Below are 16,274 nucleotides of genomic sequence, written 5' to 3'. Positions count from 1 at the left end.
TTCGGGATAAACTGGGCCCTATCCCCACCAACCGCGGCGTTGTTCCGCGAGATAAGACGGAGACATTTGTGAGCTTCACGCAGCATGAGCGCGTATCCATCGACCGTGTTCCCATCCGCCGGGCGCTGATCTCGGTTTACGACAAGACCGGTCTGGAGGAGCTCGCCCAGGGCCTGCACGCAGCGGGAGTCAAGCTTGTATCCACCGGGTCCACCGCCAAGAAGATCGCCGCGGCGGGCATTCCCGTCCAGGAGGTCGAGGAGGTCACCGGCTCCCCGGAGATGCTGGACGGCCGGGTCAAGACGCTGCATCCGCGCGTCCACGGCGGCATCCTGGCTGACCGCCGCGTGGCAGCCCACATGGACACGCTCACCCGGATGGAGATCGAGCCCTTCGACCTGGTGGTGGTGAACCTCTACCCGTTCGTGGAGACCGTGAAGTCCGGCGCGGCCCAGGACGACGTCGTCGAACAGATCGACATCGGCGGCCCCGCCATGGTGCGCTCTGCTGCGAAGAACCATGCCGCCGTCGCCATTGTGGTGGACCCGTCCTTCTACGGCCAGGTGGTCACAGCGGCCGCTGAAGGCGGCTTTGACCTGAAGACGCGACGGCGGCTGGCCGCCAAGGCGTTCGCCCACACCGCGTCCTACGACAACGCCGTGGCCACCTGGACGGCGAGCCAGTTCCTGGACGAGGACGGCGACGGCGTCATCGACTGGCCCGCCTACGCCGGCCTTTCGCTGGAGCGCTCCGAGGTGCTGCGCTACGGCGAGAACCCGCACCAGCAGGCTGCCCTGTACGTGGACAAGGCCGCGCCCGTGGGCATCGCCCAGGCCGACCAGCTGCACGGCAAGGCCATGAGCTACAACAACTTCGTTGACGCCGACGCCGCCCTCCGCGCCGCCTACGACTTCAGCGAACCGGCCGTAGCCATCATCAAGCACGCCAACCCGTGCGGCGTGGCCGTCGGTTCCGCAGATGCCGCCGACCCCATCGCCGACGCCCATGCCAAGGCCCACGCCTGTGATCCGGTTTCCGCGTTCGGCGGCGTGATCGCGGCCAACCGCACCATCACCGCTGGAATGGCCAACACCGTCAAGGACATCTTCACCGAGGTCGTCATCGCTCCGGGCTTCGAACCCGAAGCTGTGGAAATTTTGTCCAAGAAGAAGAACATCCGGCTGCTTACCCTGCCGGAAGGCTACGGCCGCTACCCCACGGAGTTCCGCCAGGTCTCCGGCGGCATGCTGGTCCAGGTCAGCGACAAGGTGGACGCCGAGGGCGACAACCCGGCCAACTGGACCCTCGCCGCCGGTGACGCCGCCGATGAGAAAACCCTTGCGGACCTTGCGTTCGCCTGGACGGCCTGCCGCGCCGCCAAGTCCAACGCCATCCTGCTCGCCTCGAACGGCGCCGCCGTCGGTATCGGCATGGGCCAGGTCAACCGCCTGGACTCCTGCCGCCTGGCCGTGGAGCGGGCCAACACGCTGGGCGTGGAGGTGGAGTCCGGCAGTGCCGGCGGGAGCGACGCACCCGGGGGTGCCACCAACACCGGCGGTGCCGGCGCACCCCAGCGTGCCCGCGGCGCCGTTGCAGCTTCCGACGCGTTCTTCCCGTTCGCTGATGGCCTGCAGATCCTGATCGACGCCGGCGTCCGCGCCGTGGTCCAGCCCGGCGGTTCCGTCCGGGACGAGGAAGTCATCGCGGCGGCCAACGCCGCAGGGATCACCATGTACTTCACCGGCGCCCGGCACTTCTTCCACTGATCCCCAATCGAGTGCTCCGTAGGTGTCGTTTTGCCGGGTGAATACGACACCTACGGAGCAGTCGATGAGTTAACGACGAGGGCGCCCGCCCCGCGAAGGGGACGGGCGCCGTCAGTATTTCCTGGCTGTGTCAGTCAGAAGGCCCGGACTCCGGTTTACCGGTGTCCGCGTCCCCCTGCTTGAGACGCGGACCCTCTCCCGGAAGCCGCAGCTCCCGGGGCTTGGCTTCCGCCATCCGTTCCTCTGTCCAGTACTCGAGGACCTCCTCGTGAGTCTGGTTCAGCTCGACGTGGCTGACGGAATCGCGGCCGGGAATGTCCTTAGGATGCTGATGCACTGGCGTAAGTCGCCTGGATAACGGCTCCCCAGTATGGGCCGTACATGACAGCGGAGCGGTTGTAGCCGTAGCTGTTGATGGAGTTCTGTATGCCATCGGAGCTGGTGCCTATGAACCAGGGCCCGCCGGAGGAACCGCCGGTCATGTCGCAGCGGATGCCCTGGGTTCCAAACTGGGGGTTGATGGTATCTCGTGTTGCCGTGCCGGCGCAGCTCTTGAGGGTCTCGCCGTTGAATGGGGCTGCCGCCGGGTAGCCGAAGGACTTATAAGTGAGGCCGTACGCCTGGTTGAAGGCAACGCCGGACCCGCCCACCACGGCAGTAAGGGTCTTGCCGTTCAAGGGGCTCATGACGGCGAAGCCCGTGTCGTAGGCCATGTTCCCGTCCCGGCTCCACGCAGTGGGGGAGTAGAGGGCCTTGGCAGTCCATTTGCCGTAGGGTGCCGCGCCGTTCTCATACGCAGGAACAAAGATGAAGTTGGTGGCGTTCGCGCCCGGCCCCTCATTCACGCAGTGGCCGGCGGTGGCCACGGTGCTGTTGTTCCCCGACGAAACGGCATTGCCCGAGCAGACGTAGTTGGAGCCGCCCATGCTGAAGAAGACCTTGCCGATGTGTTTTACCGGCGCCTCACTCTGGGCGATGGTGGGTTTGCCCTTGGTGGCCTTGACCGTGGTGTCCTTGCCCTTCTCCACAACGTCGGTGCTTGACCGGTTGCCCCGTTCCAGGGCCTTGCCGGCCAGGACATCTCCGGGGACCGCGCTGCGCATCCGGTCAGCCGTCCAGTAATCTGCCACGCCGCTGGTATCAAGGATCGCACTGGTCACGGAGGGATTCTTGTTATCCTCGGTTGCGGTCGGTGCAGCGGTGGCCCCGCCAGCAGAGGTAAGTGCCAGAACGGCGGCAGCAGAGAGGCTCAGGAGGCCGGAAGCAAGGGACCTGGTGCGTGTCATTGTTGTCCTGTCTGAACGTGGAAAGGCCCCGAAGGCCCCAGAGTGACCCTGCGAATTTATCGCTACATGACAAGTTTGTAAATAGTAGTGACGTATCACGTATGGCCGCCGCCCGCAGCGGCGGACAGGTGCGGCATGAAATGCGCGACGGCGGCCGGTCCCTTGGTGCGTCCCGGCGTCGTAGGTTCTCCATCGCTGTAATCCTGCTCACCGTGAGGGTAACGCAGGGGCTCCGGTAGGGTTGAAATTCGCGCGCTCGGGTAAGTTGTACATGGTGAAATAGACCGAATTTTTCACAACCAAGCCGACCCACAGGGAGACGCCCGCGCATGTCCAAGATTATCTACACCCACACCGACGAAGCGCCGATGCTGGCTACCTATTCGTTCCTGCCCATCATCGAGGCGTTCGCCTCGACAGCAGGTGTGGAGGTGGAGACCCGCGACATTTCGCTCGCCGGCCGCATCATCGCCGTCTTCGGTGACTACCTGACCCCCGAGCAGCAGATCGGTGACGCCCTTGCTGAACTCGGCGAGCTGGCGAAGACGCCGGAAGCCAACATCATCAAGCTGCCCAACATCAGCGCCTCCATCCCGCAGCTGAAGGCAGCCATCGCCGAACTGCAGGGCCAGGGCTACGCCCTTCCGGACTACCCGGACAACCCGTCCTCGGACGAGGAAACGGCCATCCGCTCGCGCTACGACAAGATCAAGGGCTCCGCCGTGAACCCGGTCCTGCGCGAAGGCAACTCGGACCGCCGCGCACCGCTGTCCGTCAAGAACTACGCCCGCCAGAACCCGCACTCCATGGGCGCCTGGACCCCGGATTCCAAGACCAATGTGGCCACCATGGGCCAGGACGACTTCCGCTCCAACGAGAAGTCGGTTGTCATCGGGTCCGAGGGCACCATCGCCATCCAGCTCGTGCGGGAAGACGGCTCCGTGAAGGTCCTGAAGAAGGCATTCCCGGTCCTGGCCGGAGAGGTCATCGACGGCACCGTGATGCGCGCCGCCGCCCTGGACGAATTCCTGAAGGCACAGGTTGCCCGCGCCAAGGAAGAGGGCGTGCTGTTCTCCGCCCACCTCAAGGCCACCATGATGAAGGTTTCGGACCCCATCATCTTCGGCCACGTGGTCAAGGCCTACTTCTCCGAACTCTTCGAGACCTACGGCAAGCAGCTCTCCGCCGCCGGCATCAGCCCCAACAACGGCCTGGCCGCCATCCTGAGCAGCCTCGAGGACCTGCCAGAGGACGTCCGCGAAGGCGTGCAGGCCCTCATCAAGAAGGGCCTCGAAGAGGGCCCCGCCCTGGCCATGGTGGACTCGGACAAGGGAATCACCACCCTGAACGTCCCCAGCGACGTCATCGTGGACGCCTCCATGCCCGCCATGATCCGCAGCTCCGGCCACATGTGGGGCCCGGACGGCAAGGAAGCCGACACCCTGGCCGTCCTGCCGGACAGCTCCTACGCCGGCATCTACCAGGTGGTCATCGATGACTGCCGCGCCAACGGCGCCTACGACCCCACCACCATGGGCACCGTCCCGAACGTGGGCCTCATGGCACAGGCCGCCGAGGAATACGGCAGCCACGACAAGACCTTCGAAATCCAGGAAGCCGGCACCGTCCAGATCGTTGACGGTTCCGGAAACGTCCTGATTGAGCACCAGGTTTCCGAAGGCGACATCTGGCGCGCCTGCCAGACGAAGGACCTGCCCATCCGCGACTGGGTCAAGCTGGCCGTCACCCGCGCCCGCGCCTCCCAGACCCCCGCCGTGTTCTGGCTGGACGAAGAGCGTGCCCACGACGCCAACCTCATCGCCAAGGTCAACGAGTACCTGAAGGAGCACGACACCGAGGGCCTGGACATCCAGATCATGTCCCCGGTCAAGGCCATCGCCTTCACCCTGGAGCGCATCCGCAAGGGCGAGGACACCATCTCAGTGTCCGGCAACGTCCTGCGCGACTACCTCACGGACCTGTTCCCCATCCTGGAGCTGGGCACCAGCGCCAAGATGCTCTCCGTTGTTCCGCTGATGAACGGCGGCGGGCTCTTCGAAACCGGCGCCGGCGGCTCCGCCCCGAAGCACGTCCAGCAGCTGCTCAAGGAAAACCACCTCCGGTGGGACAGCCTGGGTGAGTTCCTGGCCCTGGCCGTCAGCTTCGAGCACCTGGCCACCACCACGGACAACAAGCGCGCCCAGGTCCTGGCCGACACACTGGACCGCGCCACCGGAACCTTCCTGCTGGAGAACAAGTCGCCCAGCCGCCGTGCCGGCGAGCTGGACAACCGCGGCAGCCACTACTTCCTGGCCCGCTACTGGGCCGAGGAACTGGCCAAGCAGACGGACGACGCCGACCTGGCCGCCTCCTTCAGTTCCATCGCCGGAGAGCTTTCCTCGAAGGAGGAAACAATTGTTGGCGAACTGGCCGAGGTCCAGGGCTCGCCGGTGGACATCGGCGGCTACTACCACCCGGACGAGGCCAAGGTTTCGGCCGTGATGCGTCCGTCCGCCACGCTCAACAAGGTTCTCGCCACGCTGAGCTAGCCCACCTGGAACCAGCACTGCGAAAGGGGCGGCGCCCCGGAGTTGAAATGTTCAACTTCCGGGACGCCGCCCCTTTTGCGTCGCTTGGTCAGGAGCGGGACGCCGCCCCCTTCGCCGCTACCGGCCCGCCGTCGTCCATCACTCCAATGTCCGCCGGCCTTTCCCTGCCTGCCTGAAGCGTCACCCCGATGCCTGCCGCGACGACCAGCCCGATGCCCAGGAAGGCGGCCGGCCCGGGCAGCTGGCCCAGGACCAGGAATCCAATCACCACGGCGATGGCCGGCTCCAGGCTCATCAGTGTTCCGAATGCGGAGGCCTTCAGGCGGCGCAGGGCGAGCAGTTCGAGGCTGAAGGGGATCACCGGCATCAGCAGGGACAGGCCTGCTCCCACCAGGAGCAGCGGCCAGTCAAGATGCGCCAGTGGAGCCGGCCCGACAAGCAGCGTGGTTGCCACTGCGGCCACCGGCATGGAAACTGCCAGTGCCTGGAGGCCGTTGACTTCATCACCGGCCCGCTGGGTCAGGAGGATATAGCCTGCCCAGCATGCGGCGGCGCCCAAGGCAAAGAGGACACCGGCGGGGTCTGTCCCGCCGTGCCACGGTTCGGTCAGGGCGGCCACGCCGGCAGCGGCAACAAGCGCCCACCAGCGTCCCGCCTTGCGTCCGCGGAGGACTGCGACGGAGAGGGGACCCAGGAACTCCAGGGCGGTGGCGGTGCCGAGCGGAATCCGGACGGCGGCGGCCATGTACATCAGCGTCATGCCCGCCGTCACCAGGCCGAGCAGGATGCACGTGACCAGGCCCCGCCGGCTGAACCGGGAGCGCCACGGTCGGGTGAAGGCCACCAGGATCAGAGCGGCCCAGATGAGGCGCAGCCACGCCACGCCGTCGGAGCCGAGGCGGTCGGACAGGCCTACTGAAGCGGCCAGGCCCAGCTGGACGCAGCACATGGCGGCGCCGGCCATTGCTGTTCCGGAGCGCACACCGTTGAAGTGTTGTTGTGAAAATGGCATGGAGCCAGTAGACCGTACGTAAAACGTCTACGTCCACGTGATAATTCTTCACATATTGTCCATAAAATATGGACAATAACTGTATGGAGACGCGTCGCTTGGAAGTCCTGCTTGAACTGGCCCGGCAGGGCTCCATGCGGAACGTGGCAGACTCACTGGGCACGACGACGTCGACCGTCTCCCAGCAGATCGCGGCGCTGGCGCGGGAAACAGGCACCGCGCTGCTCGAACCCGCCGGCCGGCGCGTGCGCCTCACCCCTGCCGGGCGGCGGCTCGCCGATCACGCGGTGACCATCCTGGCGGCGGTGGATGCGGCCACTGCCGAGCTCGACCCGGGTGCCGAGCCAGCCGGAACAGTCCGGGTTGCCGGCTTCGTCACGGCTGTCCGTAAGATCCTGATGCCCATCGTCGGGGAGCTCGCCGTCACCCACCCTGGCGTCAAACTCGAAGTCCGGGAGCACGAGCCTGCCGAAGCCCTGGCGCTGCTTGCTGCCGATTCAGTGGATCTGGCTTTGACGTACGACTACAACCTTGCCCCGGACAGCACCGGCGCCGCCTTCGATTCCATCCACTTGTGGAGCACACCCTGGAGCCTCGGCGTCCCCGAGGCAGCGGCACCCGTTGCCGGCACCGCTCCGGAGGTCCTAGCGGCCTTCCGGGACCGCGACTGGATCGGCAACTCACGGAACAGGGCGGACGAGGAAGTCCTCCGGCTGCTCGCATCGATGGGGGACTTTGAGCCGCGGGTGAGGCATCAGGCCGACAGCCTCGAGCTGGTTGAGGACCTCATCCTGGCCGGGATGGGCGTGGGGCTGCTGCCTGCCGACCGGGAACCGCGGGCCGGCGTCGCCCTTGTTCCGCTGAGTTCCCCGGATGTCCGCGTGCGCGCCTACGCCCGTACCCGGTGCGGCAACAGTACCTGGGCCGCGCTCGCCGCGGTCCTGAACCAGATCACCGGTAAGGCCGCGGCGCTGCCGGGTGCCGCTGCCGCCCACGGAGCGGCTTGAGCCGTTGTCCTCGGGCAGCGCCAAGTACCCTCCGCGTCAGCCGTTTCCCTTTCCCTTGCCCTCGTTGTCCTTCTTGCCGGTGCTGGTTTCGGGTACAGGAGCCGGTGCAGGAGTTTCGACGGCGGGCGCTCGGGTCTCGGCGGCCTGTGTTTCCTTGGCGGCCTGCTCCTCTGCCGCTGCCTTGTCTGCTGCAGCCGCCGCAACGGCATCATTAAGGTCTGCCCGGACGGCCGCGGCGATCGTGGTGATGCTCCGGCGCCGTTCTTCCGAAATCCGGCCCCCGGTCTGTGCCGCTTCCAACTCAGCCTCGAGCCCCTCGAGTGCCTTCAGTGCGGCGGCGGGGTTGTCCTGCGACGAAGCCTGCGTCACTTCAAGCACGCGGGCCTTCAGTTGCCGTGCGGCTGAACGCTGAAGCCCCGTATCCGCTGTGCCGCAGCCGCTCAGCAGTCCGGCAGCCAGCAGGACCGCGGAAAATCCCAGCACAGACTGGCGTCCGCGGTCCGAAGGAAACGTCACGGCTCCACGCTCTTCTGGAGTTGCTCCAGATGCTCGCCGAGGACCCCGGTCACCGTGGGATAGGGCACGACGTCGGGTGTGGACTGAGTGGACAAGGTCAAGATCCCTGCCGCTATAGCGGCCACAATCACCACAAGGCCAAGGATGGCTGCCAGCCAGAACCGCTTGGTCCTGGGCTTTATGCCTTTCGCGCGGTCCCGGTTCAGGGCGTCCATTGCCCCGGCCCGTTCCCGGTCCCCGGCAGCACCGGGCCCTGCGGCCTCCAGAATCTCCTCCACCGATTCTTCGGCGGTAATGGAGGGAGGGCGGAATGGCATGGCAGGCAGTACCCGCGTGGTTTCGGGCGCAATTTCCCCGGGCGTTGACGCGGGCGAAACCAAGGCCTGCCGCAGGGCAGTTTCGATGTCCGCGGCATGCGGCCGTTCAAGCGGTTCTATGGCGGTCATGGACCGGATGAGGTCAGCCCATTCTGATGGCAGGTCCCCGGGAATTTCCGGTGCGCGGTGAAGCCGTGCAACGGCAGATTCCACCGCGCTGCCAGGATACTCCACGGTTCCCTTGATGCATTCGAGCAGCACCAGGCCCAGCGAATAGATGTCCGTCGACGGCGCAAGGGGCTGGCCCAGTGCCTGCTCGGGACTGAGGTAGGCAGCGGTGCCCACCATGGTTCCCGTGGCGGTCAGCCGGGTTGAATCAACAATCCGTGCGATGCCGAAGTCGGTGAGCTTTGGCCGCAGGGGTTCGCCGGGACGTATCTGAACCAGCAGGATGTTGCCGGGCTTGATGTCCCGGTGGATGATGCCGAGTCCGTGGACGTAGGCCAGTGCGTCGGCGATCCCCGCGCCGATGACGGCCAACTCATCAAGGGGAACCGTGCTGTGCCGGATCCGGCTTCTGAGGTCCTGGCCTTCCACGAGTTCCATGGTCAGGAACGGGCGCGGTTCGTCCGGTATCCGGGTATCGATCCCGGCGTCGAAAAGTGTCACCAGTCCCGGGTGGTTCAGTGTGGCAAGAAGCCGGATTTCTGCTTCCTGGCGTTTCAGTTCGTCGGCGTCGGGGGCCTGCGGTGCGAAGAGCTTGAGTGCTACGTCCCGGCCCAGATTTTCGTCCCGGGCACAGTAAACCGATGACATACCGCCGCGGCCAATAACCTCACCCAACCGATAACGTCCGCCAACCACTTCATTCTTGATGGAGCTAGGCGATTCCGCCACCATGTCCCGTTCCTCCCGGTGCGCTGCGGCACTCTCGTACGTCAAATTATACGGGCGCGCTGGTTCAGCCGGGGATAATGCCGTGCTTCACGGCAGGGCACACCGACGGCCCGGCAGCGAAAGACGAGCCTTTCGCTGCCGGACCATCGGTCACAAGGACATGTGTGCTGAAGACATGTTGTGTAAGGTCTTGCGTTCTTTCCTGTCGCACCTCCTTTCCCTCAGCCTGCTCGCTGCTGCCGCTTCAGGCGCGTGGCGCAGGCACCGTCAGAGCGTTCAGGTCAGGACACTTTCCGCTTACGGAACATCAGGAGTCCTGCCACGAGGAGCAGCAGGGCGAGGGGGACCAGTGAGGTGTCCACGCCCGTCTTTGCCAGGGCGGTGGCGCTGCCCTGGGCCGGGACGCTGCGGAGACCGGTGCTGCCCGCTGCGGTGTCGACGGCGATGACGCCGCCAACTGCCGTGGAGCCGGCAGCAGGGGCTGCCGGGAAACCATCGGTGTTGGAGGTGCCGGCACCGGTTCCGTTGTCCGTACCCGTACCCGTGCCCGTGCCCGTACCCGTGCCCGTGTCAGTGGAGGGGGTGCTGGTGCCGGGGTCTATGGTGCCGGCGCCTCCGGTGTTGCCGTCGGTCCCGGGATCTACGGTGCCCGGGTTGTCAGTTCCGGGGGTGCTGCCACCGCCCAGTCCAAGGTCGATGCCGAGGCCGATGACGGCATCAGCTCCGCCGGTGGCGCCGGTGCCAAGGCCGACGACGGCATCCACTACGGTGTCGAGGCCACCGCTGGTGCCTTCAGTGCTGTTGCCGCCAAGGCCGAGGTCCACGGCTGCGTCAATGGCGGCGGCGAGCCCGCCGGTGGTGCCGGTGTTGCCGGTGCCGAGGTCGACGAGGGCATCCGCAGCGACGGCCAGATCGGCAGCGGCCGTATCCGTGCCGGTGGTGCCGAGGCCGAGGCTGACGGCGGCTGCAGCGGTGAGGTCCGCGGAGCCGTTGCCGGTTTCGGTGACTGTTCCAAGGCCCAGGACTGCTTCTGCGGCGAGGGCCACATCCGCGGTGGTTGAGTCGGCGGGTGCGGTGTTTCCGAGGCCGAGGGCCGCGTCTGCGGCCACAACCGCGTCAGCAGTGGTTGTGCCGGAGCCGTTGGTGCCGGTGCCGAGGTCGACGAGGGCATCCGCAGCGACGGCCAGATCGGTTGCGGCCGTATCCGTGCCGGTGGTTCCGGTGCCAAGGTCGACGGCGGCTGCCGCGGTGAGGTCCGCGGTGAGGTCCGCGGTGCCGTTGCCGGTTTCGGTGTCTGTTCCGAGGCCGAGGGCTGCGTCGGCGGCGAGGGCCACGTCTGCGGTGGTTGAGCCGGCCGTTGCGGTGTTTCCGAGTCCCAGGCTTGCTTCTGCGGCGAGGGCCGCGTCGGCAGTGGTTGTGCCGGTGCCGAGGACGACGACGGCATCCGCAGCGACGGCCAGATCGGTTGCGGCCGTATCCGTGCCGGTGGTGCCGGTGCCGAGGTTAACGGCGGCTGCCGCGGTGAGGTCTGCGGTGCCGTTGCCGGTTTCGGTGACTGTTCCGAGGCCGAGGGCTGCGTCGGCGGCGAGGGCCACGTCCGCGGTGGTTGAGTCGGCCGTTGCGGTGTTTCCGAGTCCCAGGCTTGCGTCCGCGGCGACAACCACATCGGTGGTGGTTGTGCCGGTGCCGTTGGTGCCGGTGCCAAGGTCGACGGCGGCTGCCGCAGTGAGATCGGTTGTGGTGCCGTTGTCGGTTCCGGTGACCGTTCCAAGGTTGACTGCCGCGTCCACGACCGCGGCGACGGCCGTTGAATCGGACGGCGTTGGGCCACCCAGCAGGTCCAACGACGCCGAATCAGCGGCCGCCGCCGAGATAAGGGCGGATGCGGAGAGATCCGATCCGCTGGTGGTGTCCGCGGCGTTCGCCGCGGTGCAGCCGAGGGCTAATAGCCCGCCGGCGAAGAGGGTGCCAAGCAGCCCCCTGCGAAGGTTCGCACTCATGATGATGTCTCCTGAAAGAAGTTGAGGTGTCGGGCTGCTTGGACAGCAACCCGCGTTGTCCGTGTTCTGCCTCGAGAGGGCAGACGGGTCTCAACTAGTCAGGACGGGAACCGGGGTCGAAGGACACCGGTGCAGGAGCGTGATCAGAAATATCCGCGGCGCGGATGGCGCCGGGCGCTGAAGTGTCAAAATTGAAGGCGCTTAACCAGGCCGCCGCACCGTACGATCCCACGGAGGCCGCGCTGCTTCCCGTGCCCGAAGCGGGTACGGCCGGAGCCTGGGAAGGGGCGGGCGAGGGGTCCGCCGTCGGCTGATCCTGGGCAGAATCGGGGCGGTCAACAGACGTCCACGACGCTGAAGAAGCAGGGGCAACCCCACCAACAGGCGCGGCACCAGTAGCAAAAGCAGCCTCAACAAACGGAATGGCCGACGTAGGCGCCGTGGAGGCAGCTTCGACGCCTGCCGGGACAGTTCCGGCGCTGGCGGGACTTTCCCCGTCGCCGCTCACGAGGGGCAGGTCGGGAAGCTCAACGGCCAGCGGTGCCGAGCCTGTTACCAAGTCCAAAACAGGCTGCAGCACAGGATCAAGCACCGGCAGCGCCTCGGCGACAGGTGAAATTACTGCCTCCGTCAATTCCGCCGCCGCGGCGTCGGCTGCCTGAGCAATAGGAACGGAGATGACCGATACCGCCTCGGCCGGCACCACATGGTTTACAACGGGTACCGAGTAAACCAGCTGGTCTGCAAGGCCCGAGGCGTCTCCCACGAGGGGCGTCAGCAGCCCCGGTGAGGAAACCGGCTCAGGTTTGGGCGTGGCGGGTGCGGGAGCAACAGGCAGCTTTTCCGTCACCGACGAAACTGAACCGGTGACGCCCCCCAACAGCGTAGTTGCGTCCGAAAGGGTATCGGCCGAAGCCGTGGATGCCGAAAACGTCAGCCACGTGAGGGCGGCAGCACCGGCAAGGAACACCGGCCGAAGGGCACGCAACGGCGAGCGATCACCAGCCATGCGTACCACCCCCAGTACTGATTGCATTCGAGTGGCTATAGCCTAAGACCGAATGTTGCAGGAAGTCTAGGGGCTGCTAAAACAACTCGACAAAATCGAAAACCTCAGGTCGAAGGAATCACAGACGGTCGCGGCCCGGTCACAGAGTTGACGCGGCGATCAAAGGGTTCCCGGTGTGCGCTGGTCAGTGCCGGTCATTTGGATAGCTGACGCCGAGCTGCGCGCGGACCCCGTCAAAGAGCCGCATGGTGTTCAACGTGTCCTCCAGTGGCATGACCGGGCTCTCGGTCAAGCCCTGCTGGATGCAGCGGGTTACTTCACGCAGTTCGTATGCGTACCCTCGGCCCACCACATCAAAAGCTTCGGTCCGGCGCTCGTCCCAACCTGTGGACACCGTCAGTTCCCCGGGGTTATTGATGGAGCCCACGCTCTGGAGGAAGCCGAGGCTGCCCGCAACTGTGGCGGTCCGGGGACCGTGGGCCAACAATGAGGACGTAAGCTGCACCTGCGCTCCGTGGTTGTAGCCCAGCGTCAGGGCGTTCTGGGCATCCACGCCGTCGTCGTTAATGAAGCCGGTGGCGCTAACCGTCTGCGGAAAACCGAGGGTGCCCAGGGCCCAGAGCAGCGGATAAACCGTAATGTCCAGCAGCGCTCCGCCTCCGTCCTGCCTGGCCCACAGCCTGGATGTGGGGGAGTAGGGGGCCGGAAAGCCAAGGTCCGCGGTTACCCAGTGGACTTCGCCGAGCTCTCCGGACGCTGCGATCTCAAAGGCCCGCTGCATGCTCGGCAGGAAGCGGCTCCAGACAGCCTCCATGAGGAAAAGCTTGCGGCTTCGGGCGAGGTCGATGAGTTCGGCTGCCTCGCGGGCGTTGATGGTGAAGGCTTTTTCGCACAGGACGTGCTTACCGGCGTTAAGCGCCGCAAGCACCATTTCGTAGTGCTGCGCGTGGGGCGTCGCCACGTAGACAACGTCCACCTCCTCATCTGCGAGCAGCCGCTGGTATCCGGGCACACCGCCGTCCTCGCCGTAGGCCTTCGCGAAGTCATATGCAACCGCAAAGGCGTCGGCCGTATCCTGGGCCCTCGAGCTGACGGCATACAGTTCGGCATCTGCGAGCAAGGCCAGGTCCTGGGACACGGAGCGGGCAATGCCGCCGGTGGCGATGATTCCCCAGCGGAGGGGGGCTCCGGTGGCGGAACGGGGATCCTGGTCTGGCTGGCTGAACAACCACGGCTTCGCGATGGGCGCACTCATGGTGCCCATCCTCTCATTGCAGTGCTGGAGGGATCCGCTATGACCTGCGGAAAGTGATAAGGGGTTCGCGGGTGGCGGGCACGGCACTCCGGCTGCGCACTGGCTCCTCCGTCAGCGGCTGTTATGAGCGTGCCACGAAGCCGTATCCCTTGTGGCACAGGAAAGCCCGGCCTCCAACGTGTGGAGGCCGGGCTTTCCTGCAAAAAGGTTGCTTACTTGGTGATCGGTTCCAGGACCGGATCGCCGACGTAGGCGCTCTTCACGTTGGCGGCCGTGACGATGACCGGTTCCAGCAGGTATGCGGGAACGGTCTTGACGCCGTTCTTGTAGGAGTCCTTGTCGTTGATCTCAGGCGTCTTGCCTGCCTGGAGGTCCTTCACCATGGTGATGGCGTGTTCAACGAGCTTGCGGGTGTCCTTGTTGATCGTGGAGTACTGCTCGCCGGCCATGATGGACTTGACGGATTCAACCTCGGAGTCCTGTCCGGTCACCACCGGAAGCGGTTTGCCGGCGCCCTTGACGGCAGTCAGGACTGCGCGGGCCAAGGTGTCATTCGGGGAAAGGACGCCGTCCAGGGACGCGCTGCCGTAGCTGCCGGTAAGCAGCGTGTCAGCGCGGCGCTGGGCGTTTTCAGCCTTCCAGCCCTGGGTCACTGCCTGCTCGAAGGTGGTCTGGCCGGAGAGCACCTTGAGGGTGCCGTCGTCGATCTTGGGCTTCAGGACGCTCATGGCGCCGTCGAAGAAGACCTTCGCGTTGGCATCGTCGGGGGAGCCGGCGAACAGTTCGATGTTGTACGGGCCCGAGGGCTTCTTCGCCTTGAGGCCTTCCAGCAGCGCCTGGCCCTGGAGCTCGCCAACCTTGAAGTTGTCGTAGGCCACGTAGTAGTCCACGTTCTCGGTGTTCAGCAACAGGCGGTCGTAGGCGATGATCGTGGCGCCGGCGTCTTTGGCCTGCTTCAGCTGGGTGCCCAGCTGCGAGCCGTCGATGGCTCCCACGATGATCACCTTGGCGCCCTTGGTGACCATGGCGCTGATCTGGTTCTGCTGTTCGGACACGCCGCCGTTGGCGAACTGGACGTCAGCCTTGAACCCGGCACCGTTAAGGCCGTCATTGAACAACTTCTCGGCGAGGACCCAGTTTTCACTGGTTTTCTGCGGGAGCGCGACACCGATGGAGGAATTCTGTTCGAAGCCGCCGGCGCCTGCGGTGCCGCCGCCTGTCGGGGTTTCAGACCGTCCGCAGCCTGTCAGCGCCAGTGCTGCAATGGCAGCTACTGCTGCTGCCTTCCCTGCTTTGCCAATCATTCGCATTGTTGGTTCTCTTTCTTTTAGTGGTGTAACGCTGTTCAGGCTTAATTGCTAGGCTTCCCTGGCGATCGCTTCCTTGGTGGAGGTGGTTTCGTCGGGCTGGAGAGGGGTGCTGGGGCCGCCGCCGGAGGGACGGCCGCCCCTCATCAGCAGGCCAATGATGGACTTCTTGCCCTGGCTCTTGTTGTAGACGTCGAAAGCGACGGCGATCAGGAGCACCAGCCCCTTGATGATCTGGGTGAGGTCCGCGCCGACGCCGAGCAGTTGGAGGCCGTTGTTCAGTACAGCCATGACCAGGCCACCAATGATGGAGCCGACGACGGTGCCCACGCCGCCCGTCACCGCGGCGCCGCCGATGAAAACGGCGGCGATCGCGTCAAGTTCCCAGCCGACGCCGTCGAACGGTCCTGAAGCGGTGGAGCGGCCCACGAAGATCATGCCGGCCAGTCCGGCGAGGATGGACATGTTCATCATGACCAGGAAGTTGACCTTCTTGGACTGGACACCTGAGAGCTCGGCAGCATGCCGGTTGCCACCCACGGCATAGACATGGCGGCCCAGGATGGTGCGGGAGGAGATGAAGCCGTACAGCAGTACCAGTACGGCCAGGATCAGGCCCGGGATGGGGAACGAAGTGCCGGGACGGCCCGTGGCGAACAGGTACGTGGCGTAGAGGATGGCGCCGCAGATCAGGACCAGCTTGAGGGCCATGACCCACATTTCGGGTACTTCGGCGCCGAGTGCCTTGGCCCGGGCCCGGGAGCGGAGCTCGCCCCACACTACGAATGCGACGGCCGCGATGCCCAGCAGCAGGGTGAGGTTGTTGTAGCCGAAGTTGGGGCCCACCTCGGGGAGGTAGCCGGAGCCGAGGTACTGGAAATCGGCGGGGACCGGAATGGTGTTGGACTTGCCCACAAACTGGTTGAAGCCGCGGAACAGGAGCATGCCTGCCAGGGTCACGATGAAGGCCGGAATGCCCACGTAGGCGGTCCACCAGCCTTGCCAGGCGCCGATCACCGCGCCCAGTACCAGGCCAAGCAGCACGCCGGCGTACCAGGGGATGCCCCAGTCGCGGATGGCCAGGGCTACGGTGACGCCGACAAACGCAGCCACGGAGCCCACCGAAAGATCGATGTGGCCGGCGATGATCACCAGGACCATGCCGATGGCCAGGATCAGGATGTAGGAGTTGCCGTTGAAGAGGTTGATGACGTTGCCGGGGGTGAGGGTCCGGCCTTCGGTGGCGATCTGGAAGAAGACGATCAGTGCCACCAGGGCGAAGATCATGCCGAATTGACGGGTGTTTCCGCCAAACAGCTTTTTGAGGGCGTTCATGGTGTCAGTCCTTGTGTC

13 protein-coding genes are annotated in these 16,274 nt (G+C 65.6%); 3 read left to right on the top strand and 10 right to left on the bottom strand.

Features of this window, described 5'->3' with window-relative positions:
- Nucleotides 1-68 precede the first annotated feature (68 nt).
- Nucleotides 69-1,766 (top strand): bifunctional phosphoribosylaminoimidazolecarboxamide formyltransferase/IMP cyclohydrolase, encoded by a 1,698-nt coding sequence (gene purH / locus U7114_RS00840; protein ID WP_321215681.1) that lies wholly within the window; start codon nt 69-71, stop codon nt 1,764-1,766.
- A 130-nt stretch (nt 1,767-1,896) separates the two neighbouring features.
- On the opposite strand, the gene U7114_RS00835 is transcribed toward purH, so the two are convergent.
- Together U7114_RS00835 and U7114_RS00830 are read right to left on the bottom strand one after the other, a co-directional pair.
- A complete protein-coding gene (locus U7114_RS00835; protein WP_323056254.1) occupies nt 1,897-2,103 on the bottom strand; it encodes a hypothetical protein in 207 nt (68 codons plus the stop codon).
- Nucleotides 2,087-3,052 carry a hypothetical protein gene (locus U7114_RS00830; protein WP_323056253.1) on the bottom strand — a complete coding sequence of 322 codons (966 nt, stop codon included), beginning with the start codon at nt 3,050-3,052 and terminating at the stop codon, nt 2,087-2,089. Before U7114_RS00830 ends, U7114_RS00835 begins: the two co-directional genes overlap by 17 nt.
- Nucleotides 3,053-3,381: 329 nt before the next feature.
- On the opposite strand from U7114_RS00830, the gene U7114_RS00825 reads away from it, so the two are divergent.
- Complete coding sequence (locus U7114_RS00825) at nt 3,382-5,601, top strand: NADP-dependent isocitrate dehydrogenase (protein ID WP_321215684.1); 2,220 nt, start codon at nt 3,382-3,384, stop codon at nt 5,599-5,601.
- Nucleotides 5,602-5,689: 88 nt separating this feature from the next.
- On the opposite strand, the gene U7114_RS00820 is transcribed toward U7114_RS00825, so the two are convergent.
- Complete coding sequence (locus U7114_RS00820; RefSeq protein ID WP_323056252.1) at nt 5,690-6,613, bottom strand: EamA family transporter; 924 nt, start codon at nt 6,611-6,613, stop codon at nt 5,690-5,692.
- Nucleotides 6,614-6,696: 83 nt separating this feature from the next.
- On the opposite strand from U7114_RS00820, the gene U7114_RS00815 reads away from it, so the two are divergent.
- Nucleotides 6,697-7,620, top strand: a complete 924-nt coding sequence (locus U7114_RS00815) for a LysR family transcriptional regulator (RefSeq protein ID WP_323056251.1) — start codon at nt 6,697-6,699, stop codon at nt 7,618-7,620.
- 36 nt (nt 7,621-7,656) lie between these two features.
- On the opposite strand, the gene U7114_RS00810 is transcribed toward U7114_RS00815, so the two are convergent.
- The 7 genes from U7114_RS00810 to mmsB form a co-directional block, all read right to left on the bottom strand.
- Nucleotides 7,657-8,136: an FIMAH domain-containing protein gene (locus U7114_RS00810; protein WP_323056250.1), complete on the bottom strand. Its 480-nt coding sequence runs from the start codon at nt 8,134-8,136 to the stop codon at nt 7,657-7,659.
- A complete protein-coding gene (locus U7114_RS00805; protein ID WP_323056249.1) occupies nt 8,133-9,353 on the bottom strand; it encodes a serine/threonine-protein kinase in 1,221 nt (406 codons plus the stop codon). The genes U7114_RS00810 and U7114_RS00805 overlap by 4 nt, the downstream gene beginning before the upstream one ends.
- Nucleotides 9,354-9,631: 278 nt before the next feature.
- The gene (locus tag U7114_RS00800; protein WP_323056248.1) at nt 9,632-11,350 is read right to left on the bottom strand and encodes a hypothetical protein; all 1,719 of its coding nucleotides are present in this window, start codon (nt 11,348-11,350) and stop codon (nt 9,632-9,634) included.
- A 94-nt stretch (nt 11,351-11,444) separates the two neighbouring features.
- Nucleotides 11,445-12,359 (bottom strand): hypothetical protein, encoded by a 915-nt coding sequence (locus U7114_RS00795; RefSeq protein WP_157238774.1) that lies wholly within the window; start codon nt 12,357-12,359, stop codon nt 11,445-11,447.
- A gap of 184 nt (nt 12,360-12,543) precedes the next feature.
- A complete protein-coding gene (locus U7114_RS00790) occupies nt 12,544-13,614 on the bottom strand; it encodes a Gfo/Idh/MocA family protein (protein ID WP_157238773.1) in 1,071 nt (356 codons plus the stop codon).
- Nucleotides 13,615-13,826: 212 nt separating this feature from the next.
- Nucleotides 13,827-14,924 carry a sugar-binding protein gene (locus U7114_RS00785; protein ID WP_157238772.1) on the bottom strand — a complete coding sequence of 366 codons (1,098 nt, stop codon included), beginning with the start codon at nt 14,922-14,924 and terminating at the stop codon, nt 13,827-13,829.
- Between the two features lie 48 nt (nt 14,925-14,972).
- Nucleotides 14,973-16,256 carry a multiple monosaccharide ABC transporter permease gene (mmsB, locus tag U7114_RS00780; RefSeq protein WP_157238771.1) on the bottom strand — a complete coding sequence of 428 codons (1,284 nt, stop codon included), beginning with the start codon at nt 16,254-16,256 and terminating at the stop codon, nt 14,973-14,975.
- Nucleotides 16,257-16,274 lie beyond the last annotated feature (18 nt).

This window comes from Pseudarthrobacter sp. C1 (genome assembly GCF_034720455.1).
GTDB lineage: Bacteria > Actinomycetota > Actinomycetes > Actinomycetales > Micrococcaceae > Arthrobacter.
This window is presented reverse-complemented; position numbering and strand designations above follow the sequence as displayed.